This is a genomic window from Pseudomonas sp. GV085 (genome assembly GCF_003050925.1).
In the GTDB taxonomy this organism is placed as follows: Bacteria; Pseudomonadota; Gammaproteobacteria; order Pseudomonadales; family Pseudomonadaceae; genus Aquipseudomonas.
Map to the genome: position 1 here is coordinate 282442 of NZ_QAOV01000008.1, position 23201 is coordinate 305642.

The 23201-nt window shown below is 58.5% G+C and carries 23 protein-coding genes; 14 read left to right on the top strand and 9 right to left on the bottom strand.

The window, feature by feature from the left end:
• Window positions 1-6: 6 nt before the first annotated feature.
• Entirely contained in the window at window positions 7-1689 is a 1683-nt protein-coding gene (gene ilvD / locus C8K63_RS18935; RefSeq protein WP_108218087.1) for a dihydroxy-acid dehydratase, read from the bottom strand.
• Between the two features lie 466 nt (window positions 1690-2155).
• Between ilvD and mqo the strand changes: the two genes are divergently transcribed.
• From mqo to C8K63_RS18955, 4 genes are all read left to right on the top strand, one after another.
• Window positions 2156-3802 (top strand): malate dehydrogenase (quinone), encoded by a 1647-nt coding sequence (gene mqo, locus C8K63_RS18940; protein ID WP_108218088.1) that lies wholly within the window; start codon window positions 2156-2158, stop codon window positions 3800-3802.
• Window positions 3803-4033: 231 nt separating this feature from the next.
• Window positions 4034-4288: a Pathogenicity locus gene (locus tag C8K63_RS30940; RefSeq protein WP_108218089.1), complete on the top strand. Its 255-nt coding sequence runs from the start codon at window positions 4034-4036 to the stop codon at window positions 4286-4288.
• On the top strand, window positions 4281-4994 hold the full coding sequence (locus C8K63_RS18950) for a YafY family protein (protein WP_108218090.1): 714 nt from the start codon (window positions 4281-4283) through the stop codon (window positions 4992-4994). The genes C8K63_RS30940 and C8K63_RS18950 overlap by 8 nt, the downstream gene beginning before the upstream one ends.
• A gap of 44 nt (window positions 4995-5038) precedes the next feature.
• Entirely contained in the window at window positions 5039-5347 is a 309-nt protein-coding gene (locus C8K63_RS18955; RefSeq protein WP_108218126.1) for a hypothetical protein, read from the top strand.
• Between the two features lie 157 nt (window positions 5348-5504).
• Here C8K63_RS18955 and C8K63_RS18960 read toward each other — a convergent pair whose 3' ends face one another.
• Complete coding sequence (locus C8K63_RS18960) at window positions 5505-5912, bottom strand: DUF3224 domain-containing protein (protein WP_108218091.1); 408 nt, start codon at window positions 5910-5912, stop codon at window positions 5505-5507.
• A 357-nt stretch (window positions 5913-6269) separates the two neighbouring features.
• Between C8K63_RS18960 and C8K63_RS18965 the strand changes: the two genes are divergently transcribed.
• Window positions 6270-6890 (top strand): LysE family translocator, encoded by a 621-nt coding sequence (locus tag C8K63_RS18965; protein WP_108218092.1) that lies wholly within the window; start codon window positions 6270-6272, stop codon window positions 6888-6890.
• Window positions 6891-7006: 116 nt separating this feature from the next.
• On the opposite strand, the gene C8K63_RS30945 is transcribed toward C8K63_RS18965, so the two are convergent.
• A complete protein-coding gene (locus C8K63_RS30945; protein WP_256594977.1) occupies window positions 7007-7345 on the bottom strand; it encodes a hypothetical protein in 339 nt (112 codons plus the stop codon).
• A gap of 172 nt (window positions 7346-7517) precedes the next feature.
• Between C8K63_RS30945 and C8K63_RS18970 the strand changes: the two genes are divergently transcribed.
• The 3 genes from C8K63_RS18970 to C8K63_RS18980 all read left to right on the top strand — a co-directional run bounded on the left by C8K63_RS18970 (window position 7518) and on the right by C8K63_RS18980 (window position 10167).
• Window positions 7518-7826 (top strand): DUF6124 family protein, encoded by a 309-nt coding sequence (locus tag C8K63_RS18970; RefSeq protein ID WP_108218093.1) that lies wholly within the window; start codon window positions 7518-7520, stop codon window positions 7824-7826.
• 444 nt (window positions 7827-8270) lie between these two features.
• Window positions 8271-9512 (top strand): molybdopterin-dependent oxidoreductase, encoded by a 1242-nt coding sequence (locus tag C8K63_RS18975; RefSeq protein ID WP_108218094.1) that lies wholly within the window; start codon window positions 8271-8273, stop codon window positions 9510-9512.
• Between the two features lie 10 nt (window positions 9513-9522).
• Window positions 9523-10167, top strand: a complete 645-nt coding sequence (locus C8K63_RS18980; RefSeq protein ID WP_108218095.1) for a c-type cytochrome — start codon at window positions 9523-9525, stop codon at window positions 10165-10167.
• A 76-nt stretch (window positions 10168-10243) separates the two neighbouring features.
• Here C8K63_RS18980 and C8K63_RS18985 read toward each other — a convergent pair whose 3' ends face one another.
• From C8K63_RS18985 to rsxC, 4 genes are all read right to left on the bottom strand, one after another.
• A complete protein-coding gene (locus C8K63_RS18985) occupies window positions 10244-11041 on the bottom strand; it encodes a glycosyltransferase family 2 protein (RefSeq protein ID WP_108218096.1) in 798 nt (265 codons plus the stop codon).
• A gap of 76 nt (window positions 11042-11117) precedes the next feature.
• Complete coding sequence (locus C8K63_RS18990) at window positions 11118-11738, bottom strand: dihydrofolate reductase family protein (RefSeq protein WP_108218097.1); 621 nt, start codon at window positions 11736-11738, stop codon at window positions 11118-11120.
• A 278-nt stretch (window positions 11739-12016) separates the two neighbouring features.
• A complete protein-coding gene (locus tag C8K63_RS18995) occupies window positions 12017-12991 on the bottom strand; it encodes an RnfABCDGE type electron transport complex subunit D (protein ID WP_108218098.1) in 975 nt (324 codons plus the stop codon).
• Complete coding sequence (gene rsxC / locus C8K63_RS19000) at window positions 12988-14388, bottom strand: electron transport complex subunit RsxC (RefSeq protein ID WP_108218099.1); 1401 nt, start codon at window positions 14386-14388, stop codon at window positions 12988-12990. Before rsxC ends, C8K63_RS18995 begins: the two co-directional genes overlap by 4 nt.
• A 209-nt stretch (window positions 14389-14597) precedes the next feature.
• Between rsxC and C8K63_RS19005 the strand changes: the two genes are divergently transcribed.
• Complete coding sequence (locus C8K63_RS19005; protein WP_108218100.1) at window positions 14598-15611, top strand: FAD:protein FMN transferase; 1014 nt, start codon at window positions 14598-14600, stop codon at window positions 15609-15611.
• A 65-nt stretch (window positions 15612-15676) separates the two neighbouring features.
• On the opposite strand, the gene C8K63_RS19010 is transcribed toward C8K63_RS19005, so the two are convergent.
• Window positions 15677-16759 carry a 2OG-Fe(II) oxygenase gene (locus C8K63_RS19010; protein ID WP_108218101.1) on the bottom strand — a complete coding sequence of 361 codons (1083 nt, stop codon included), beginning with the start codon at window positions 16757-16759 and terminating at the stop codon, window positions 15677-15679.
• 454 nt (window positions 16760-17213) lie between these two features.
• On the opposite strand from C8K63_RS19010, the gene C8K63_RS19020 reads away from it, so the two are divergent.
• The 3 genes from C8K63_RS19020 (at window position 17214) to C8K63_RS19035 (ending at window position 19784) form a co-directional block, all read left to right on the top strand.
• Window positions 17214-17375, top strand: coding sequence for a DUF2986 domain-containing protein (locus C8K63_RS19020; RefSeq protein WP_108218102.1), 162 nt, complete (start codon window positions 17214-17216; stop codon window positions 17373-17375).
• 214 nt (window positions 17376-17589) lie between these two features.
• Window positions 17590-18243: an arylformamidase gene (kynB, locus tag C8K63_RS19025; RefSeq protein WP_108218103.1), complete on the top strand. Its 654-nt coding sequence runs from the start codon at window positions 17590-17592 to the stop codon at window positions 18241-18243.
• A 527-nt stretch (window positions 18244-18770) separates the two neighbouring features.
• Window positions 18771-19784 carry a helix-turn-helix domain-containing protein gene (locus C8K63_RS19035; protein WP_108218105.1) on the top strand — a complete coding sequence of 338 codons (1014 nt, stop codon included), beginning with the start codon at window positions 18771-18773 and terminating at the stop codon, window positions 19782-19784.
• A 12-nt stretch (window positions 19785-19796) separates the two neighbouring features.
• Here the strand turns inward: C8K63_RS19035 and C8K63_RS19040 are convergent, their stop codons facing one another.
• Window positions 19797-20270: an Lrp/AsnC family transcriptional regulator gene (locus C8K63_RS19040; RefSeq protein ID WP_108218106.1), complete on the bottom strand. Its 474-nt coding sequence runs from the start codon at window positions 20268-20270 to the stop codon at window positions 19797-19799.
• A gap of 209 nt (window positions 20271-20479) precedes the next feature.
• On the opposite strand from C8K63_RS19040, the gene kynU reads away from it, so the two are divergent.
• Together kynU and C8K63_RS19050 are read left to right on the top strand one after the other, a co-directional pair.
• Window positions 20480-21730, top strand: coding sequence for a kynureninase (gene kynU, locus C8K63_RS19045; protein WP_108218107.1), 1251 nt, complete (start codon window positions 20480-20482; stop codon window positions 21728-21730).
• Window positions 21731-21832: 102 nt separating this feature from the next.
• Entirely contained in the window at window positions 21833-23146 is a 1314-nt protein-coding gene (locus C8K63_RS19050; RefSeq protein ID WP_108218108.1) for an OprD family porin, read from the top strand.
• Window positions 23147-23201 lie beyond the last annotated feature (55 nt).

A 23201-nucleotide genomic window follows, 5' to 3' on the forward strand; every position in this document is an offset into this window, starting at 1 on the left:
AGCGCCCTAAAGATATTTATCCGTCACAGCCCCCTCCGACGCACTGGACACCGTCTTCGCATACTTGGCCAGCACCCCTCGCTTGTATTTTGATTCCGGGCGCACCCAACGGCTCTTGCGCTCGGCCAGGTCCGCGACAGACACATCAACGGTAATCTGCCGGGTCTCAGCATCAATGATGATCCTGTCGCCATTCTCGACCAGCGCAATCGGCCCGCCCTCGAAGGCTTCCGGTGTGATGTGACCGACCACGAAACCGTGGGAGCCGCCGGAGAAACGGCCATCGGTGATCAGCGCCACCTCTTTGCCCAGGCCCTTGCCCATGACTGCCGACGTCGGCGAGAGCATCTCGCGCATGCCCGGCCCGCCCTTGGGGCCTTCATAGCGGATCACGATCACCTCGCCGGGCTGCACTTCGCCATTGAGAATGCCGGCCAGCGCACCTTCCTCGCCGTGATAGACCCGGGCCGTGCCTTCGAAGCGCAGGCCTTCCTTGCCGGTGATCTTGGCCACGGCACCGCCGGGCGAGAGGTTGCCGCGCAGAATGACGAGGTGGGAGTCTTTTTTGATCGGCTGGTCGAACGGCCGGATCACGTCCTGGCCGGCCGGGTAGTCGGGCACGCTGGCGAGGTTTTCCGCCAGGGTCTGGCCGGTGACGGTCAGCACATCGCCGTGCAGCATGCCGGCATCGAGCATGCGTTTCATCAGTGGTTGAATGCCGCCGATGGCCACCAGCTCGCTCATCATGTATTGGCCGCTGGGGCGCAGGTCGGCGACCACCGGGGAGATCTTGCCCAACTCGACGAAGTCATCCAGGGTCAGTTCCACATCCACCGCGTTGGCCATGGCCAGCAGATGCAGCACGGCATTAGTCGAGCCGGCGAGGGCGATCACCACGCGAATGGCATTTTCGAAGGCTTTGCGGGTCATGATGTCGCGCGGCTTGAGGTCGAGCTTGAGCAGCTCCATGACCTGCTGGCCAGCGCGGAAGCTGTCCGACGCCTTGTCGCCGCCAATGGCGTCCTGAGAGCTGGAACCGGGCAGGCTCATGCCCAAGGCTTCAATGGCCGAGGCCATGGTGTTGGCGGTGTACATGCCGCCACAGGAACCGGGGCCGGGAATCGCCACTTCCTCGATCTGCTTGACCTGGATCTCGCTGATGTCGCCCCGGGCGTGCTGGCCCACGGCCTCGAACACGGAAATGATGTCGGTGTGCCCGGCACCCGGCTGAATGGTGCCGCCATAGACAAAGATCGACGGGCGATTGAGCCGCGCCATGCCGATCAGGCACCCCGGCATGTTCTTGTCGCAGCCGCCGATGGTCACCAGGCCGTCGAACCCCTCGCAACCGGCCACCACTTCAATGGAGTCGGCGATCACCTCGCGGGACACCAGCGAATACTTCATGCCTTCGGTGCCGTTGGCGATGCCGTCGGAAATGGTGATGGTGTTGAAGATCACGCCCTTGGCACCCGCGGCATTCGCGCCTTTTTCGGCTTCGAGCGCCAGCTTGTCGATGTGCATGTTGCAGGGCGTGACCATGGCCCAGGTCGAGGCGATGCCGACCTGCGGCTTCTGGAAGTCTGCATCGGTAAAGCCCACGGCCCGCAGCATGGCACGTGCCGGTGCGGCTTCCACGCCGTCGATGACGTGGGATGAGTATTTGCGCAGATCGTCTTTATCGCTCATGACAACTCCTCAGGCCTCACCAGGGAAACCCGATGAGTATAGCCCCCCACCGCCAGACCCTACACGCGCGGCCCCTGTATACGCCGGTCCTGTAGCTGGCTTGCCAGCGAAAGCACCCGAAAGGTCAATACACGACTCAAGACCGCCTTCGCCGGCGAGCCGGCTCCTACAGATCCATCACGCGCGGGTTTGCCATGACGTGATATTCTGCGCGCCAACTTGGTTTGACCTATTCAGTTTGCATGTCCGCAAGACGTGCCGACGGAATCACTGTCGCTCAAGTAGCTGAAGCCAATAAAGATAAAAAGTCAGTTCAGAAGGGACATTAAATTGGGGTCGACGCGGTTCGTCGGCCTTGTGTGCCCACCCTGCAATCCTTGAGTGCCGCATCCGTGACTGCCGTGAAACATGGGGCTGTGCGCATGAGGATGGAAGGGCGGATGGCGTTTTATCATAGGTGCTACAGATGTTTAAGAAAGTGAACACGGCCCTGCTGGGGCTGGCTTTGTCGATGGGGATGATTTCCGTCCACGCGCAAGAGACAAAGAAAGTCGATGTGCTGCTGATTGGCGGCGGCATCATGAGCGCGACCCTGGGTGTGTGGCTCAATGAGCTGGAACCTGGCATGTCGATGGAAATGGTCGAGCGCCTCGACGGCGTCGCCGAGGAAAGCTCCAACGGCTGGAACAACGCCGGTACCGGTCACTCCGCCCTGGCCGAGCTGAACTACACCCCGGAAGACGACAAGGGCAACGTCCAGATCGCGAAAGCCGTTGAAATCAACGAAGCGTTCCAGATTTCCCGTCAGTTCTGGGCCTGGCAGGTTCAGCAAGGCGTGCTGAAGAACCCGCGTTCGTTCATCAACTCCACGCCGCACATGAGCTTCGTGTGGGGCGATGACAACATCAAGTTCCTGAAAAAACGCTACGAAGCCCTGCAAGCGAGCCCGCTGTTCGCCGGCATGCAGTACTCCGAGGACCCGGCTGTGATCAAGCAGTGGGTGCCGCTGATGATGGAAGGGCGTGACCCGAACCAGAAAGTCGCGGCCACCTGGAGCCAGCTCGGCAACGATATGAACTTTGGCGAAATCACCCGCCAGTTCGTCGCGTACCTGCAAACCACGCCGAAGTTCGACCTGAAGCTGTCCAGCGAAGTGCAGGACATCACCAGGAACGAAGACGGCAGCTGGCGCGTCAGCTACAAAAACCTGAAAGACGGCAGCAAGACCGAAACCGACGCCAAGTTCGTGTTCATCGGCGCCGGCGGCGGTGCCCTGCACCTGCTGCAGAAGTCCGGCATTCCTGAAGCCAAGGAATACGCAGGCTTCCCGGTAGGCGGCTCGTTCCTCGTGACCGAGAACCCGACCATCGCCGAGCAACACCTGGCCAAGGCCTACGGCAAGGCTTCGGTGGGCGCACCGCCGATGTCGGTTCCGCACCTGGACACCCGCGTGCTGGACGGCAAGCGCGTGATCCTGTTTGGCCCATTCGCGACCTTCAGCACCAAGTTCCTCAAGGAAGGTTCGTACCTGGACCTGCTGACCACCACGACCACGCACAACGTGTGGCCAATGACCAAGGTCGGCATCAAGGAATACCCACTGGTCGAGTACCTGGCAGGCCAACTGATGCTGTCTGACGAAGACCGCATGAACGCCCTGAAAGAATACTTCCCGAACGCCAAGGCCGAAGACTGGCGCCTGTGGCAAGCCGGCCAGCGCGTGCAGATCATCAAGCGTGACGAAGCTGCCGGTGGCGTGCTGAAACTGGGCACCGAAATCGTCGCTTCGCAAGACGGCAGCATCGCCGGCCTGCTGGGCGCCTCGCCAGGTGCTTCGACCGCCGCACCGATCATGCTGACCGTGCTGCAGAAAGTGTTCAAGGACAAGGTCGCGACCCCTGAGTGGCAGGCAAAACTGCACCAGATCGTACCGAGCTACGGCACCCAGCTGAACGCCAGCCCTGAGAAGGTCGCTGAAGAGTGGGCCTACACCGCCAAGGTGTTGCAGCTGACTCCGCCACCAGCGGTGATCGCGCCGGCTGTGAAGCCAGTGACTGTCGATACTGCTGTGAAGGCTCCGAAGGCTAATGCTGCGAGTGATATGGCTCTGTAATTAGAGACCGGATCAAAAAAAGCCCACTGAACCGGCGATGGTCAGTGGGTTTTTTTGTGGGCTGGAAAATGATTCTGGAGGCATGATCGGCATTATGTTTGGTCTCTACCGCGACCGCCGAACCCACCTTCCTGATGCCTGCGCTCAGGGCGATGGAGTCCGTCTATTGAGATGCCCTCTGCCGTCGGGCAAACTCCGGTTGCTTCATTGGCCGATAACAGGAGTTTACGGATGCCATTTCCACTGACGGAATATAATGCCTTGTTGGCCCTGAAGGGCGTAGGGCCGGCCGTTATCGCTCGCCTTGAGCAGATGGGCATTGACTCGCTAGCTGTGCTCGGCAAAGCGAATGCTTGTGACATCCTGGCTCAGGCTTCGGCAGCAGTGGGATCGACTTGCTGGAAGAATAGCCCCCAAGCTCGGGCCGCCATTAACGCGGCCATTGAGCTTGCAAAGGACTCTCGGTTGAGCACACCAGGTGCGTAAAGCTGATCGCTTATTTCAATTGGTAAATCTGATTCGTGTCCATCAGCCAATCTCTGCTGAACGACTGGCTAGCCGAATTGGCGTTTCCGTTCGCTCAATCTATCGATACATCGACGACCTTTCCTTCAGTGGAATCCCAATCTATGGTACCGCTGGCGTGGGGTATGCCCTGGATGCCGATTTTGAGATGCCGCCGTTAACGTTGAACAGACTCGAACTGGATGCATTGATGCTCGGGATGGAAATGCTTTCAGCTTCCGCCGATAACGATCTAAGTGCTGCTGCGAGGATGTTGTTGAGCAAAATCTCAGCGTCCATGGTCCATCACAAGGTTGACCCCGGCGCGGCAAAAATCAGGGCACTTGGAACAACCCCTTCCTCGACGCGTGGTCATTTGGCAACCCTTCGAAATGCCATCGAAAACACTCAGGCGCTGAAGATAACTTATACCAGCCTGGACGGTGCGGTTTCGCAACGCCTCATTTCCCCCCTTGGCCTTTTCTACTGGGGAGGAAAGTGGACGGTTGGAAGCTGGTGTAGTACCAGGGCGGCTTACCGCGATTTTCGGGTCGATCGCATAGCCTCCATCGTTATTGCCCAACAACCATCACCCGACAATCCTGCCCTTGATCTGCAAGCGTATATGAAACACCAGGCAAGCCAGTGGAAAGCGATCACCACTACTGACACTACGCTGTCAGTATGAGCCACTGATAATTGGGACTCCTTAACACACAGAAGGTCATCCCGATGCAGCACTCATCTCATGTACTCGAATTAGCCATTTTCAAGGTCAAACCGGAATGCGTTACGCAAGTACCTGTGCTCCGCGCAGGGCTTCGTGAAACGTTAAAGGCCTTTCCTGGTTTGATCGAGTACCGTGCCTACTGCCCTATGAGCGACGACCGGGTCTTCGCGGACTTGGCTATGTGGGACAGTCTTGAGAACGCACAAAAAGTGGCAAAGGCGTTCAACGACGGAGATCCGAGATTCTCCGAGTATATGTACGCTATTGAAAACCTGACGTTCATGAGTCATCTCGTTCCAGAGATGAGTTGACCCCCGACGGACTGCCAGAGCAGGTAAGAGACCCCGATGCCTTTGCTTTCAGGCTACGGGGTCTGACTTTGGTAAGCGTCCGGCGAAGACACCTACCCTGATGCAGTATCCAGGGCAATGGTGTTCTCTGCGGCATTACCTCAAAACTATTTCTGACCTATTCGAGTTGGTAATTCAACCAAATATGGTGCGTGCCATCGGTGTCGATTTTGATCCCTCCTGATCCCGATATCCCTCTCAAATCACCGGTACCACTGCCTCCGACTATGCAGAAAAATTCATCTGCCCGATCAGTGCCGGTTGTGGAGGCAGAGTGGATGAAATTGAAGGCGCCTTCTTTCCCATTCACCGCACCTTTGAAGCTCTCAATTGCGATGTAACTGCCCGTCCTGGTCGTCTGGTCGAACGCCGCAGTAAAAACTGTTGAGGAAATACCGTCGATAGCACCCGAGTAGCATTTCTCCATGGTGCTGATAGACACTGGCAAGGAGGTAGTAATCTCGGGGGTTGGGCTCAGGCCTGTTGGTTTGAAATTCTGAGTAGAAAAAGTGGCTAACGCTTCCATTCACATCCGTCTCTATCCAAAGAGTGAAGTTCTCATTCTACTCCACAGCACAGCACGCACGGAGCCAAAAACGCTCTGCGGAGCTAAGCCTGTTTCCATCTATGCGGCAGCAACTCAGTAAGCGCCCGGCCAACAACCCCTCCTGAATCCAAACCTCAATGACGCACACACCAGCGCCCCAGCGTTGGGATCAGAACGAGATGTTGGCTGAATGGTTAGGTCGATGGTAAGCGTCCGGGGGACACCCCTTTGCATGTGGCTACTACTGTGCTGGCCGGCACTGAATTGGCTCTGCGGCTAATGGCACATCCTGGGCTTCAAATGTAGCATTGGCGCAGAATGATTATGGAGATGCATATGGATCATGCGACGTTAGCGTTATTCCTGCCAGCGTGCTTTGCATTGAATATGGCGCCTGGACCTAACAATTTGCTATCTATCAGCAATGCAACGAGATATGGATACCGCACATCTTGTATGGCAGGTGCCGGTCGCTTGCTGGCCTTCGCGATCATGATTGCACTCGCGTCGGCGGGCTTGGCTGTCGTGCTGGAAACCTCAGAACTGATCTTCTATGGGATCAAAATAGTTGGCGCTGCGTACCTATTCTACTTGGCGTATCAGCTATGGGGCGCTGTTCCGGAAGCTGAGGCTGAGTCAGAAAACGTTCGAGTAGGTTTATGGGCGCTGGCACGGCAGGAGTTTCTCGTTGCCGCAGGTAATCCCAAAGCTATTCTGATTTTTACCGCGTTCCTACCGCAATTTATTGACCCGGCGGTAGATATTGGTTCTCAGTTTACGTTGCTTGGACTATTTTTTCTGGCATTGGAATGGATTGCCATTGGGATCTACGCATACATTGGATTGCATATGCGCCGCTGGTTTGCACAGCCTCGGGGTAAGAAGATTTTCAATCGCTGCTGTGCTGGTTTATTGTCCGCGGCCGCCTCGATGCTATTGATGGCACGTCGGGCTTGATCGTATGAGCCGGACCGACTGGATCAAACACATGATCGCCGCCGCACGCTTACCACGGCGTAACGAGCCTTGAGCGATGGCATCAGGAAGGTGTGTTGCCCGGACGGTTATGACAATTAGCCTTTAGGTGGAGATGGATCATTTTCATGACCATCTTTGCTTCCAGTTTTTCCGTCTTTATTGTGTATCAGTAACTCAGTTTCTTGATTTTTGCTGATCTCACAAACTCGGTTTACAGCATCTTTTTGGTATCGAAGTGACCAGATGAACGCTGACCACCACTGTACATATGCAGCGTCCCGCCCGGCTTTTGATGACTCTTTGTTGGTTTGAAAGCGGTAATTAGCCTCAAGTTTTTCCATATCCCATGGGGCTTGCACTTCACAACCCACCTCGCTAACCTTCGCCCGTCGCTGCCAATTCAGCGAACGGGTGTGGTAGCCCGGTTTCTTCATAGACCCAGAACGCCTCAGGGCGTTTTTTTGTGCTGGCTGCTTTGTGGCGGCTGTGCATGGGAGGCTTCGGCCTGCCGGGTTCCTATGACCGGTCTACCACCCTGTGTACAGCCGTCTCCCTATTTTGCGTGGTAGCGGATGGGGAGGGGCTCACTTTCATAGGAGCTTCACAATGATAAAACCAACTCCGAATCCCCCTGATTCAGACGCGCAGATAGACATCGATTCCGAGTCCTCATCTCGTAAGCCAAAATTGGCCGAGCGCCGTCCCAACCCCATCTTCACCATCGCCCCCAACGTCAACAATGAAACCCTCCTGGTTCATGCCTGTGAAACCCTTGCCTCGGCCAGTGTCATGGCCAGTGAACTGGCTTTTATCCTCTCTGGCCCAAAATGCAATTTGGCACTGGGGGTTCAACAGATGATTGCCTTGGCGGAACTATCGGTGAACCGCGTGCTGGATCAGGTAGATCCGCAGTAGCAGGCGAGGGCGGTTTTAGCCTGATGTGAAAAAGCCCACTAAACCGGCAACGGTCAGTGGGTTTTTTTTGGGTTCTTCACGCAATCCCGGGGAACACCGATACCTGTAGGAGCGAGCTTGCGATGAACCTGAGAACCCCGCGGGGTATCAGGTTTGCAGCGTCATCGTTGACGTTCATCGCGAGCAAGCTCGCTCCTACAGAGGACCACATTCGCTTAACTGAACAGCATTGCTCTCTATGCCGCATGCTTCGGCAGCCCCTGTCATCAATTGCCAAGTCACTGACGCTTAATGTGAAGCAGCCCGCTTGCACGTGACGATACTGGTTTGTTTTCCGAAGTCGAACCGTATAGCGAAACCGCATTGGCACATGAAGTCCTGCCCCACTATTCTGATGAAGGACTGTCAGTTGCATCTCAATAAAACAATCAGAGAGAGCGCAGAATGAAGTTCAGTTTTGTAGACAGCAGCCAGCCGAGCCGCCGGCGGGTTTTACGCGATGCCTTCACTCTGGCTGTGGCGGCCTCGCCGTTGGCAAGCCTCGCCAGGGCAGCCGACGAAAACGCCGAAGAAGTGACCTTTGCCGCTGGCCCACGACCGCTGGTGCAATACCCGCAAAAACGCCCGTTGACCCTGGTGACCACGCGTCCGCCGCATCTGGAGACGCCATTCCCCGTCTTCAACGAAGGGCCGATCACACCCAATGACGCCTTTTTCGTGCGTTACCACCTGGCCGATTTCCCGACCAGCATCGATCCCGACAGCTACCGCCTGACGATCAAGGGCACGGTCGACACGCCGCTGTCACTGTCCCTCGCCGAGCTCAAGGCCCTCGCTGAACCGGTGGAAGTGGTGGCCGTCAATCAGTGTTCGGGTAACAGCCGTGGCTTCTCGATGCCGCGGGTGTTCGGCGCTCAGTTGGGCAATGGCTCGATGGGCAATGCGCGCTGGGTGGGGGTGCCGCTCAAGGCGGTACTGGAGAAGGCCGGTGTGAAAGCCAGTGCCGCGCAAGTGACCTTCCGTGGGCTCGATAAACCGGTGTTGCCGAGCACGCCGGAGTTCATCAAGGCGCTGGACATCAGCCATGCCATGGACGGCGAGCCGATGATTGCCTGGTCGATGAATGGCGCCGACCTGCCATTTCTCAACGGTTACCCGATTCGTCTGGTGGTGCCAGGCTATTTCGGCACGTATTGGGTCAAGCACCTGAGTGAGATCGAGGTCATCGACCATACCTATGACGGTTTCTTCATGGCCAAGGCGTACCGGGTTCCGGATAACGATTGCTTCTGCATTGCCCCCGGCACCACGGCGGCGAAAACCCGGCCGATTTCCAAGCTGCCGGTGCGCAGTTTCATCACCAGCGTTAAACACGGCGATGTATTGCCGCTGAACAAAAGCGTGGCGCTCAAGGGCATCGCGTTCGACGGTGGCGTTGGGGTCAACAAGGTGGAAGTGTCGATCGACGGCGGAAAAATCTGGCGCGAAGCTGCGCTTGGGCAGGACCTTGGCCGTTTCTCCTTCCGTGAGTGGACACTGCCGATCAGCTTTACCAGCAAGGGCGCCACGCAGTTGATGGTGCGAGCCAGCAACAGTGCGGGCGAGACGCAGCCGCTGCAAGCCGACTGGAACCCTGGTGGTTACCGCCGCCACGTCGTCGAAACCACCCACGTGACCGTCGCCTGAGGAGGACTGCATGAAACTTGTGAAACTCACGAGCGCCGTGCTGTGCGCGGCTCAGGTTGGTCTGGCCACCCTGGCTGGTGCAGCGCCACTGTCGATCACCTTGCCGCCCGAAACGGTGGCGCTCAAGCCCAGTACGTTGCCGGGCTACCCGTTGGCGCAGCAGAAGTGTTCGATCTGCCATTCGGCCGATTACATCAACTTCCAGCCGCCCGGCATGAACCTGGCGCAATGGACTGCTGAAGCACGCAAGATGCAGCAGGTGTACGGTGCGCCGATCAGCGACCAGGAGGTGAATGTGATCGGCGCCTATCTGGCAGTGACCTACGGCAGTGCCAAGGCGAGCGATGCCGATGTTCAGGCGGCCTCGAACCCGCCGCCGGATCAGCCACCGACGGTGTCGGTAGCGAAAGTCGCCTCGGCCTTGCTCCAGGACAACGCCTGCCTGTCCTGTCACGCGGTCGGCCACAAGGTCGTCGGCCCGGCCTATCACGATGTGGCAGTCAAGTATGCCAATGACCCGCAGGCACTGGCCCGGGTAATGTCGAGCATTCAGCACGGCGGTAGCGGTAAGTGGGGGGATGTGCCCATGCCACCGTTCGCGCAGTTGAGTTCGGACGACCTGAAGAGCCTGGCGACGTTCATCATGAAGCAGTGAATCAGCGTTAGCCTGATGCAAAAAAGCCCACTGAACCGGCAACGGTCAGTGGGCTTTTTTGGGAGCGCAGGTTTGTCTAAGAGTTGGTTGCACTGAAGCGCTTGAGAATGTCCTGGTACATTTTGGTCCGCCGGTGATTCAGGCCATATCCGCCTGCGGCAGCGACGGTGCCGGCCTGGACGTGGTCCAGGTACTTGAAGATTTTGCCGGGCGACAGAAACACGACCTTGTAGCCAAGCCCGATTACCCGGTCTTGCAACTCATAACCGGGCACACGGTCGTCGATCTGAAAATGCAGACCCTGCTGCTTCATCAGCCTGCCATTCCATAGCGTGCAAAAGCTTTTCAAGTAAGTTTCCCTGTAGGGTTTCGGCTCTTTTGACCGCAGGCCGAGCGATTGCTTGAGGCGCCGGTAATGGTGCTTGAGCAGGCGTGAAGTGAAGCGCCACAGGGTCCTTGGCAGTCCGCGGTTGAGTTGTTCCGTGCAACCGACCGCGATGACGTTTCGATCCTTTGTGCAGTGGTCCATCATCATCGCGAAGACGTTTGCATCGAAGACGAACGTGTCGGTGTGCATCAGCAACAGATAGTCGGTATCGACCCTGGCCAGCGCCATGTCCAGCGCCTTGCCATGGGCGATGTGCCCCGGCTCTTTGGCGGGGGCATCCCGTTCGATCAGATTGATCCAGTCGAGTGAGCGCAAATACTCGACGCTGGCGTCCGCCGAACCGTTATCCACCACCCAGACCGGGATTGCGGCTTTGCGTACAGGCTCGCGCAACAGGTCCAGGCAGATCCTGGTCAAATCAAGGGTTTTGTAATTAACCAGAACGATGCTGAACGGTGGCTTGGCGTTTGTATCGACACTACCCATCTTCGAAATGCTCGACGACTTAAAAGTGTCGAAGACTAACAGAGGCAACCTTAGCCCAGGCTTAATTTCACCAGGGCTATTGCTCGAATGTGCCTGTGCGCACCTCGCCACTGCGGATGTAACGGGCGATCAGCACACCCCCGGGCGAGCTGATCGAGTTCAGCAAGGTGAAAGCCGACGCTTGTGCGTTGTCGTCGAACAAACGCTTGCCGCGCCCCAGCAGGATGGGATGAATCATCAGCCGCAACTCGTCCACCAGGCCGGCGGCCAGCAGTTGGCGCACCAGTTCGCCGCTGCCTTGGGTCAGTAGCTGAGGACCGTCCTGGCGCTTGAGCGCGCTGATCGCGTCGACCAGGTTGCCCGGCAGCGCATGACTGTTCTGCCAGGCCAGCGAATCGGCGTGATGGGTGGCCACGTGCTTGGGTACGCCGTTGAATAGATCAGCAATGGTGTGGTGGGCGGAGTCGGCCTGAATGTGTGGCCAATAGGCGGCGAAGATGTCGTAGGTACGACGTCCCAGCAGCAACTCGAACGGCTGGGAGAACAGGTCCTGTACGGCCTGACCGGTGGTTTTGTCGGCGTAGGGGACGATCCAGCCACCGAAGCGGAATCCGCCACTGGTGTCCTCCTCAGGCCCGCCGGGTGCTTGCATGACGCCGTCCAGACTCACGAACGCGGCAACGGTGAGTGTGCGCATGTTCTTCTCCTGATTCATCCGGGTGAAAGAGTTCAGGCAGGGAAGTCTGCGATCCCTTGAGACCATTGCCTGAAAGATAGTCGAACCGGACGCTGTGAAATCGACAACAAGCTGCGCAGTTTTTATTTCTCGTGGGCATGCATTGCGATAAGCCCCTGTTTTCCAGGGGCCGCTGGTGGACGCACGCCGTAATGCGGTAGCCGGTCAACTGCTGCCGCATAAGTGGGCGCGAATCCAACCACGCAAGGTGTGTCGGGTACCCGCCGAAGAGGCGCGGGCTACCCGCTGCACAGGCTCTCGGTGCCAGGTGTCCGTGTGTACCAGGGGCGCTGTAGGCGCAGCACCAACTGGTCGATCTGCGGCACCAGCAGATTGGCGGCCAGCACGGCGAAGCACAGACCATCGGCATAAAGCCCGAATTCGCGAATCAATTCAGTCACCGCTCCAATGGCCACGCCGAAGAGGATGCGACCGGCGCGTGTATCGGGACTGGTGACCGGATCGGTGGCGATGAAGAAGGCCGTGAAGAGATAGCCACCGAGACTGAGGTTGTACAGGCTTTCCTGTAGGTTATGACCGGCTGCCAGGCACAGCAATACTGTGCTCGCGAGCATCGCCAGCGAAATCTCGATTCGAATCACCCGCAGGACTGCCAGCATCAAACCGCCGGCAATGTAGCCGTACCCCGACAGATTGGGGGTGATCAGTGTGAACTGGTTCTTGGCCAACTGAGTGGCGCCGGCGAACGCATCGAGGTTAAGGCGTGGCGCCAGCTGCAACTGTTGTAGAAGAACCGCCTTGGCGTCCAGGGCGAGAGTCCAGGGGGCATAGTTCGAAGGCGCAGGGTACAGTTGCTGGTAGAAGCAGATAGCGATGATCCCCAGGCCAACCATGGCGGGGTTGAGGCGGTTGCGACCCAGGCCCCCACTGCCGTGTTTACACAGTGCGAGCGCGGCAAAGCTGGCCACGGCGATCATCCACAGCGGCACCAGCAGCGGCAATGCCCGAGCCAGTATCAGGCCTAGCACCAGCCAGCTCAGGTCGCTCAAACCCTCGCGGACATTACGTCCGCGCAGGCGCAGCAGGCCGGCTTCGAAGCCCAGGGCGAGCAGCACGCACCAGAAGGTCTGCAACCAGACCACGATGCCAAATTGCCAGGCGTACAGGGCGGTGCCCGGCAGCAGACACAGGCTGACCAGCAGCATTATTGTGCGCAGTTGTCGGTGCGCGGTAGAACGGAATATCAGGCTCATGCACGTAGCTCCGTCTTGCTCTGGCGGAAACGTTCGCGCAGCGGCAGATTGCTCGGGCAGGTGCTGCTGCAGCTGCCGCATTCGATACAGGCATCCAATCGCAGTTCCTGCAGGCTGGCCTTGTCAAGGCGCTCGGCCGCAGCGTAGAGATCCAGCGGCCTGAGCGACATCGGGCAGACATCCACGCAGCGCGTACAGCGAATGCAACTGCTTGCGGGCTGAGGTGCCGGCAAGTAGCGCTCGGCGCCGAATATCAGGCAACTACTGGTCTTGCTGATGACGGCAGTGGGGTCCGGTAACGGCTGTCCCATCATCGGCCCGCCGACCTGGGTCAACTGGCCTTCGGGGGCTGCGCCAGCAAGTGCGCGCAGTGCGCTGACCGGGTAACCCACCGGCACCAGGACATTCCCGGGGCGCTTGCAGTCCCCGGTCAGCGTCAGCACGCGTCTTACCAGTGGCTCGCCGTGGAAGACGGCCCGGCCCAGTGCGTAGAGCGTCGCGACATTCAGCGCCAGTACGCCGATATCGGCGGGCAGGGTCCCTGGCGCCAGGTTGCGGCCACTAAGGGCCTTGATCATCAACGGCTGCCCTCCTGCCGGGTAACGCGCCGGTAGCGGCCATATCTCGACCCGGGTGCGCGCCTGACGAGCGGCGGCGCGTAACGCGGTAATCGCCTCAGGTTTGTTGGTTTCGATACCGAAGCGGGTCAGTGTTATTCCCATCAGGGTGGCGACATAGTCGGCGTACTCGATCAGCGCCTCGGCGCGTTCGCGCATGAGACGGTCATCGCAGGTAAGGAAGGGCTCGCATTCGGCACCGTTGATCAGCAGAAGATCGGGCTGCCGGGCGCCGGCCAGCTTGAGGGCCGTCGGGAAACCCGCCCCGCCAAGACCGACTATGCCCATCTGCAATGCTCGTTCGACCAGCGCCTCGGGCGTTTGCGGCAGCCCCGGCACCGGGCGTTCGATCCACTCATCCAGACCATCTGCGTTCAGAATGACGGACATGACCGGCTCGGCCGAGTCGGCCGCGAAGGCGAGATCAATCCGTTCCACGATGCCGGAGGTGCTGGCATGCACCCAAGGGGTGTTGTCATCGCCAATACCGATCACCTCGCCCTTGCGCACATGCTGTCCCGGCTGCACGCAAGGCTGGACGGACCGGCGACCGCGCTCGAGCGGAATCGCCAGCTGTATGTTTGCAATCGGGACCGAGGCAACCGGCATGGCGTTGGATAATTCTTTGTAGCCCCTGAGCTCGATCCCTCCGTGCCAACTAAGCTGTGAGGGTGAGGCGATGGCCAGCAGGTTGCGCCAGAAGGGTTTCTGTTGCGGCTGGCGCTGGGCGCGGACGCGGCTCTGCATGCGCTCGACGCTCTGCAACGAATGGTTAGACATTTTCTGTCCTCCAATTTTTGGGCAAAAAACACCCCTGTGCGCTAATGCACATAATGGTTTTTTTGCTTCCAGGACGTTGAGCGAAAAGGGAGGGGGACAATTGATCACCCCGCAACTCAGAGTGCCGAGTAGAGGTTTTGTTCATTTTTTGATCAGGCTTGCTGATGAGCGGTAGGTTATCCCACGCGGGATCACAGAGGTGTTGATTGATGCGCGTAAGCCTGCTGGTGATGCTGTTGACGTTGCTGTATGGCTGTGGCGAACGGATCGAGCGCATTTCCGGACCCACCATGGGGAGCACTTATTCGATCCAGTACGTACCCGCCGCGCAGACGCCCGACTCGCAGCGAGTAAAGGCCGAAGTCGAGACGATACTGGCGGCGCTCGACCAGCAGTTTTCCAACTGGCGCAGCGACTCCGTGGTTTCCCGCTTCAACGATCTACCGGCCGGCGCCTGTCAGGCGTTGCCGGAAGATATGCATCGCTTGCTGGCGTACGGTGAGTTTCTGTTCCGCGAGAGTGGCGGGGCTTTCGACCTGACGGTGCAGCCATTGATGAACCTCTGGGGATTCGGTCCGCAGTCACGGGGGGAGCGCTTGCCGGATGCTGGCGCGCTGGCACGGGAGCGGGCACGGGTAGGGCATCAGCACTTGCACCTGGATGGCGAAAAGCTGTGCAAGGATGTGGCGGCGCAACTGGATTTTGACAGCATTGTCGCCGGCTATGCGGTGGATCAGGTCGGCGATAGGCTTTCGGCCCTGGGCATCCAGGCCTATCTGGTCGAGATCACCGGCGAACTCAGGGCGGTCGGCCGCAAGCCGGATGGCTCGCCCTGGCGCATCGCCCTGGAGGTGCCGAGCGGCGCAAGCGAGCGGCAAGTGGAGCGCACCATTGCACTGGATGGCTACAGCGTTTCCACCTCCGGCGATTATCGCAACTATTTCGAGGAAGGTGGCCAGCGCTATTCGCACACCTTCGATCCACGTGTCGGCACGCCGGTGAAGCACGCGCTGGCGGCAGTGACGGTGGTCGACCCTTTAGGGCTGCATGCCGATGGCTTGTCTACGCTGTTGATGGTGCTCGGCCCGGAGGAAGGTTATGCCTTCGCCGAGCGGCATGACCTCGCTGCCTATTTCATCATGCGCCAGGGGCAGGGTTTCGTTGCCCGGGCGACGCCGCGATTCGAGTCGTTGTTTCCCGAGCAGGGCAAGACGAAGCAGTAGTTGAAGGAAGCCTTGCCTACCGGTCGACCAAGCGCTAATGACAGCTGAGATGTGTTGCACACGAGTCAGCGTCCAATAAATGGAAGATTCTCTTCTCGAATGACGCGAGCGGCATCATCGTATAGAAACGGGAGAAACATATAGCGGCGACCTTGGGTTACAGGCGTGGCTTCGTGCAAAAGTGAACACGAAAACACCACGGCCCCTCCTGTTGGAGCGCTGTAAAGCACTTTTCCAAACTCTGGAAAATGCAGAAAACCGCCTTCGTACTCTCCCGAATTAAGAAACAGGGAAACTGCAAAACGGCGATGCGCTGTACCCTTGGTGGTGTTGTCCCTATGGGGCCGGAAATGCCCGCCTTCGTCGCTGTTGTAGCAGGCCACCAGATAGCGCTCCATTCGAGTGGCATTGAACTGGAACGCTTTGTGTAGCTCTGGAAGCAAACGGTTGGCTATACGCAGCGAGCATGCCTTGGATAGAGCCTTGTCTTCGATAACGCAGTCACGACGTTGCTTGTGGCCATGGTCGGTGACTTGGACGGTTTTACCCGACTGCTCCGTCATAAATCCGGATTCCTCCCCGCCACGTTCGTCGTAATAACGGATGAGTGCTTTACACAGCCTGGGCTCAAATATACGGGGAAGCACGAGGACGGGGGCGTGAGGAGTGGCGGCATGTGGCGCAGCCAGTGCGGGTAATCTATCCAGAAAGCGCATTAACGAGGGTATATGGTTATCGACCGGTGCCTCTATCGGGACGATGGCCAGGACACGCAGCGCAGGATCGAGCACATAGGTCATTTGCCTGAGGCTGCCGTCTGGCTGCAATGTACCGTAGAGCTGACTGACTGACCGATCGAAGTCCCAGATGAAGCGCATGCCAGGTATCGCACTTTCTACCCGCTTGAGCTTTTCGTCCTCGGGATCTACGGAAACACCAAAGAAGCTGACGTGATCGTCATTGAACCGCTGGCGATGGGCCCGAGCACCTTCCAGAACTTTAATTGATGCAGGATCAGCCGCGGAACCAAAAAAACAAAGCACGACATACCGACCGGCAATAGTGTCGAAACAAAAGCGCTCTCTTTGTTGAGTGCGGCAATGGAACCAAGGGGCAGGTCCACCGATTGAAAAGGCTGTGGCGCGCATCACAACTCCTTGCCGGCAGGCAGTGGATCGCTATTGTGGTCCTCTGTAGGAGCGAGCTTGCTCCGGGCGGCGTTCCGACGATGGTCGTTAACGATAACGCTTGTTTACTGGCTAAACGCGGCGCTCTTGAGTCCATCGCGAGCAAGCTCGCTCCTACAGGTTCCTCAACTGAACAGCATTACACGTACAAATGGGCTTACGGCACCGCTCACTGCGATGCCGATGCAGGAAAAACGCCAGGCACTCGAAGCTTGCAGGTAAAACTAGTTCAGTCTTGTCGAACCTGCCCGGATCGCGATTGCTCGGCTGCCTGACCAAACGCTGGCAGATTTGATGTAGCAACGCAGACTTTAAAACGGTGCATGCGTTTTCACGCAGCCTGGATCTGAACAGGGAACTGGCCAGGCACTTTAAGCTGATATCATTCAGGCACTTGCAAAAGGAGCAGGAAAATATGAATCGTCGTAAAAAAATAAATCAGTTGTTAAAGGCTAACGCCAAAAAGGCCAGTGCCAAATTGGCACCGAAAAGCAAGTCAAAATACATCAGTAAAGCGGACCGATTGAAACTGGCCGCTGAGTCCAGTCAGGACTCCAGCATCTGCGCTGAGAGCTGATCCCTATCGTCGTTCGCCACAAGAAGGGCGGGTATGGCGTTTGAGAGAGCCCTGCACCGAACTTTGTGAACGACACGCGTTGAAATTTCCTGCCGCAATCGCGCTCATCCACGGCGGTTTGTGCGAAAGCCCGCACGGTTACCCAAGGTTTTTGCACGAATCTTCACCGCTGTCGCTCGTATCATTTCACTCGGTAAATCCGGTGAGCATTGCGATGACAAAAATCACAACGTTGTGGGACATCAGTCCACCCTTGAGTACTGAAACGCCGACCTGGCCGGGTGACACGCCGTTCCAGGAGGAGCGCGTCTGGACCTACGGTCCCGAATGTCCGGTGAATGTCGGACGCATCACCTTGTCGCCGCATACCGGCGCCCACGTCGATGCGCCGTTGCATTACAGCGCTGGTGGCGCGCCGATTGGCGATGTGGCGTTGGACGTCTATATCGGGCCTTGCCGCGTGTTGCATTGTCTGGACAGCGGCGAACTGGTGCTGCCCGGGCAACTGCAAGGACGTTTGCGCGACGTGCCCGAGCGGGTGCTGCTGCGCACCTATCGACAAGCGCCGCTGACAGCCTGGGATTCAGGGTTCACGGCCGTTGCCAGGGAAACCATCGACTTGCTGGCGAGCCTGGGTGTGCGGTTGATTGGCATCGATACGCCGTCACTGGACCCCCAGCAATCCAGGACCATGGATTCACACGGTGCCGTGGCCCTCCATCACATGGCGATTCTTGAAGGCATCGTGCTGGACGATGTCCCGGAAGGCGATTATGAACTGATCGCCTTGCCGCTGCGCTTTGCTCATCTGGACGCCAGTCCGGTCAGGGCGATTCTGCGGCCGCTGAGTACGTCGCAACGCGGGTGATGATCATCGGCCGGCGCGCATGCTCCCTTGTAGGAGCTGGCTTGCCAGCGAAAGTCGTTAACGATAACGCGAGTAAACCGGATAAACGCGGCGTACTTGAGTCCATCGCCAGCAAGCTGGCTCCTACAGTTCCCCGGGATTGCGTGAAGAGCCTTTTTTATTGGGCTAATCGGTGCGCTCATTAGAGGAGCGGGGCGGGTGGCGGTCTACCTGATAAGTTGGTGAAGGCAGTCCGTAAAATTGGGGGCAGGTAACAGTGGGTTGGGCAGCGATGACACAAATCCCGCACCAGGTGATAAACGGCTGCACGTGATTGCGCCAATCAGATAATGTTTTGCGCTACACCAAGTGCTGGTCAAGTGCTGGTCGAGTGCTTTTGCGGCTTTGTCAGCCATGCCTTATCCGCTTGGTTGCCGATCACTATCCGTTAAGTGGGCGCCGACGATTCATGGCGTGGAAGTTGCTCCTTTCCAGCCTGGTACGCGCCGTCAGAGCGCGCCGAAAATATTGCCTGTGAGTGCACCGTGATGAGCAGCAAAGTGGATCCGCAGTTTCGCGACATTCGTGTCGACAGCGATGACCTCGAGGCCGCCAGAAGCTGGATGTCCGGTATCTGCGGGCCCCATCGACTGGTGAGCGCGACCCCCGAACGGATTCGCTTTCATCACAACGCCAACATGTTCAAATCGATGGCCACCACCCTGGGCACTATCGAATACGGCACCGATGTCACCATCGATATCGAAGACGCCGAGCACTTCAGCAGCTACAGCCTGAGCTTGCCGCTGGTGGGCCAACAGGAGCTGAGCAAGGACGGCAGCGTGCTCAGGTCCGACCGCGATCAAGGGGTCATCGTGTCGCCCAATGAAAACCAGCTGCTGGCGATCTCCGGTGACTGTCGCAAGGTTCAGGTGGTGATTACGCGTATTGCGATGAGCGAAGCGCTGGAGGGGATGTTGCAACGGCCTCTGGACGCGCCGCTGCGCTTCGAGCCGGTGATGGATGCGATCGATGGCGCATCGGCGTCGTGGTGGCGCATGGCGCGTTATTTCATCGACGAGCTTGCGCGCAGCAGCGAACTCTTCGAACAAGTGGCCTTCACCCGGGACATTGAAAGCTCGCTGATCAAGGGCCTGATCCTGGCCCAGCCCAACAACTATTCGCAGGCGCTGCGGGATGTGCTGGGCGTGAAGTTGCCGCATTACCTGATCAGGGCTCGACAGTACATCCACGACAACGCCCGCGAAGCGTTGCACCTGGAGGACATCGAGGCCGCTGCCGGCGTTTCGCGCTTCAAGTTGTTCGATGCGTTCAAGAAGTACTTCGCCATGTCGCCGATGGTCTACCTGAAAAAGTACCGCTTGAACGCCGTGCGCCAGGAGATGCTTGAGCACGGTTCGGCACGCAATATTTCCGGGATCGCGATGGGCTGGGGGTTCATGCACCTGGGGCGTTTTTCCACCGAGTACCGCAAGCTGTTCGACGAAACCCCGAGCATGACCTTGCAGCGCAACGAAGCCCGGCGCCTGCACGGGCATTGAAGGTCGGCGTCCTTACTTGCGTACCACCAGATCCAGCAGTTGCTCGCGCTCCTTGATTTTTTGCAGGACGATTTCCGAACGTATATCGGTGACGCCGGCGGTGCGGTTGAGGTGGTTGACGATGAAATCCGAGAAGTGCTTGAGGTTGCGGGCCTGGACCCGCAACACATAGTTGCTCGCCCCGGTAACGACATACGCGGTGACCACCTCCGGCCACTGCTGAACCTTCTTGATGAAGGTCTCGTGCCAGTCCTCGACGTCCTGTCGCAGCGACACATGAACGATGGCTTCCAGTTCAATGCCCAGCCGTTCGGCATTCAGCACCGCGCGATAGCCGGTGATGATTCCTTCGCTTTCCAGCAGGCGCAAACGGCGCAGGCAAGCCGAGGGTGACAAGGCGACTTTCTCCGCCAATTCCTGATTGCTGATACGGCCATCCTGTTGCAATTGATGCAGGATTCGCAGGTCTGTCGAGTCAAGATTCATGGTTTGAATAAATCCGCGTTTATTGGGCGTTGATTCGAATATTCTGCGAAATAACTACTACATGACCGATTACTTTGCACGAAAATTCTTCAAAGGTTCGTTCATTATCTCTCCACCGAAAGGCAAGTGAAGTGCCTTGAATCAGGGCGCCGGAGCCGGCTGCTGCAACCTGTCCGGATGGCGTCGCATAACAAAAAACAGGACACCCGATGACGACAAGAAACAGTTGCCTGGCGCTTGATGCCCAGGACGTTCTGGCGCCCCTGCGCCGGCAGTTTGCGCTCCCCGAGGGCGTTATTTATCTCGACGGCAATTCCTTGGGTGCGCGGCCGGTCGCTGCTTTGGCCCGGGCGCAAGCGGTGGTCGCCGAGGAGTGGGGCAATGGCTTGATCCGCAGCTGGAACAGCGCAGGCTGGCGCGAGCTGTCCGAACGTCTGGGCAACCGCCTGGCGGGCTTGATCGGTGCGGGGGAGGGTGAAGTCGTGGTGACCGATACCACCTCGATCAACCTGTTCAAAGTGCTGAGCGCCGCTTTGCGCGTACAGGCCACGAGGTCGCCGCAGCGGCGGGTGATCGTCAGCGAGTCGAGCAATTTCCCCACCGACCTGTACATCGCCGAGGGCCTCGCGCAAATGCTGCAACAGGGTTACACCCTGCGCCTGGTGGACAGTCCTGAAGCGCTGCCGCAAGCGATTGACCAGGACACGGCGGTGGTCATGCTCACCCACGTCAATTACAAGACCGGCTACATGCACGACATGCAGGCCCTGACCGAGCTGACCCACGAATGTGGCGCGCTGGCTATTTGGGATCTGGCTCATTCCGCCGGCGCGGTGCCGGTCGACCTGCATCAGGCGGGTGCCGATTACGCCATCGGCTGCACCTACAAGTACCTCAATGGCGGGCCGGGTTCGCAGGCCTTTGTCTGGGTTTCGCCAGAGTTGTGCGATCTGGTGCCGCAGCCGTTGTCCGGCTGGTTCGGCCATTCGCGGCAGTTCGCCATGGAGTCGCATTACGAGCCGAGCAGCGGCATCGCGCGCTACCTGTGCGGTACCCAGCCGATTACCTCTTTGGCGATGGTCGAGTGCGGCCTGGACGTGTTCGCCCAGACCGACATGGCCAGCCTGCGCCGCAAATCCCTGGCCCTGACGGACCTGTTCATCGAATTGGTCGAGCAGCGTTGCGCGGCTCACGAACTGAAGTTGATCACACCCCGTGAGCATGCCAGACGTGGCAGCCACGTCAGCTTCGAACACCCCGAAGGTTATGCGGTGATCCAGGCCCTGATCGAGCGAGGCGTGATTGGTGATTACCGCGAGCCACGCATCATGCGTTTCGGTTTCACCCCGCTGTACACGACCTTCACCGAAGTCTGGGATGCGGTGCAGATCCTCGGCGAGATCCTCGACCGGAACACCTGGTCGCAAGCGCAATTCCAGGTTCGCCACAGCGTGACCTGAGCCTTTCGGCCTCCGATTCCTGCCGCAGGATTTTCTCCGCGGCAGGGCTTCGGCCGCCGGCAATAACCAGTTCTGCAATCACAATAATAAGGAGCACGCAGAATGAAACTGTCCCTCTGGCCTGCCTTGCCGCTCGCCATTTCCAGCTGTCTTGGCCAAATGGCCTGTGCCGCCACCGACAACGGATTTGTCGAAGACAGCAGCCTGACCCTGACCAACCGTAACTTCTATTTCTACCGCAACAACCTCAACAACCCGGGCGGTCAGAACTATCGGGACGAGTGGGCCCACGGGATCATGCTCGACTACCGCTCCGGCTACACCCAGGGAACGGTGGGATTCGGGGTCGATGCCTATGCGCAGTTGGGTCTCAAGCTCGACAGTGGCAAGGGACGCACGGGCACGGGTTTGCTGCCGGTCGATGCCGATGGTCGTCCCGAGGATGAGTATTCCGAAGCGGGCGGTGCGGTGAAGGCGCGGATTTCCCGGACCGAACTCAAGTACGGCAACCTGACCCCGCTCAACCCGGTGTTCGGCACCGGCAATGCGCGCCTGTTCACCAGCAGTGCCACAGGCTTTCAATTGACCAGCAATGAACTCAAGGCGTTGCAACTGGACATCGGTCATTTCACCGCCGGCAACGACAGTAATTCGACCAATGCCAATGGCGCGCTCAAAGCGCTGTACGCCGGCGTGGAAACCCGCAGCGTCGATTATCTGGGCGGCAGTTATGCCCTGAGCGATCAACTGAGTGTCAGCCTGTACGGTTCGCAGTTCACCGACATCTGGCGCCAGTACTACACCAATACCAACTACACCTTTGCCCTTGGCGAAGGCCAGTCGCTGAACCTGGATTTCAATCTCTATCGCACCAACGACAGCGGCCAGAGCCTGGCCGGCAAGATCGACAACACCACCTGGTCGTTGTCCACCGCGTACAAATTCGGTGCCCATCGGTTGACCCTGGCGTACCAGCGGGTCGATGGCGACGAGCCGTTCGATTACCTGGGCTTCGACCAGCAGCCAGGCACGTCGATCTTCCTCGCCAACTCGATTCAGGTTCTCGACTTCAACGCCCCCAACGAACGCTCATGGCAACTGCGTTACGACCTGGACATGGCGCCTTTCGGCGTGCCGGGCCTGAGCTTCATGTCGCGTTACGTCAGTGGCGACCACATCGATGACAGCCATTACGACGGCGGACCCAATGGCGCCTATGGACGTTACGGCGATGACGGCAAGCGCTGGGAGCGCGACATCGAGGCGCGCTATGTCGTGCAGTCGGGCAAGGCCAGGGATCTTTCAATACGCGTGCGTCAGGCCAGTGTGCGTTCCACTGCGCAGGTCGCCCGCGCCGACACCACGGACAACAACGAAGTCCGGGTGATCATCGAGTATCCGCTGAGTATTTTCTGATCCGTGTCCTGCTGTGCGTGGCTGATCCCCACCGTTAAACCTACGACGTGCTCTT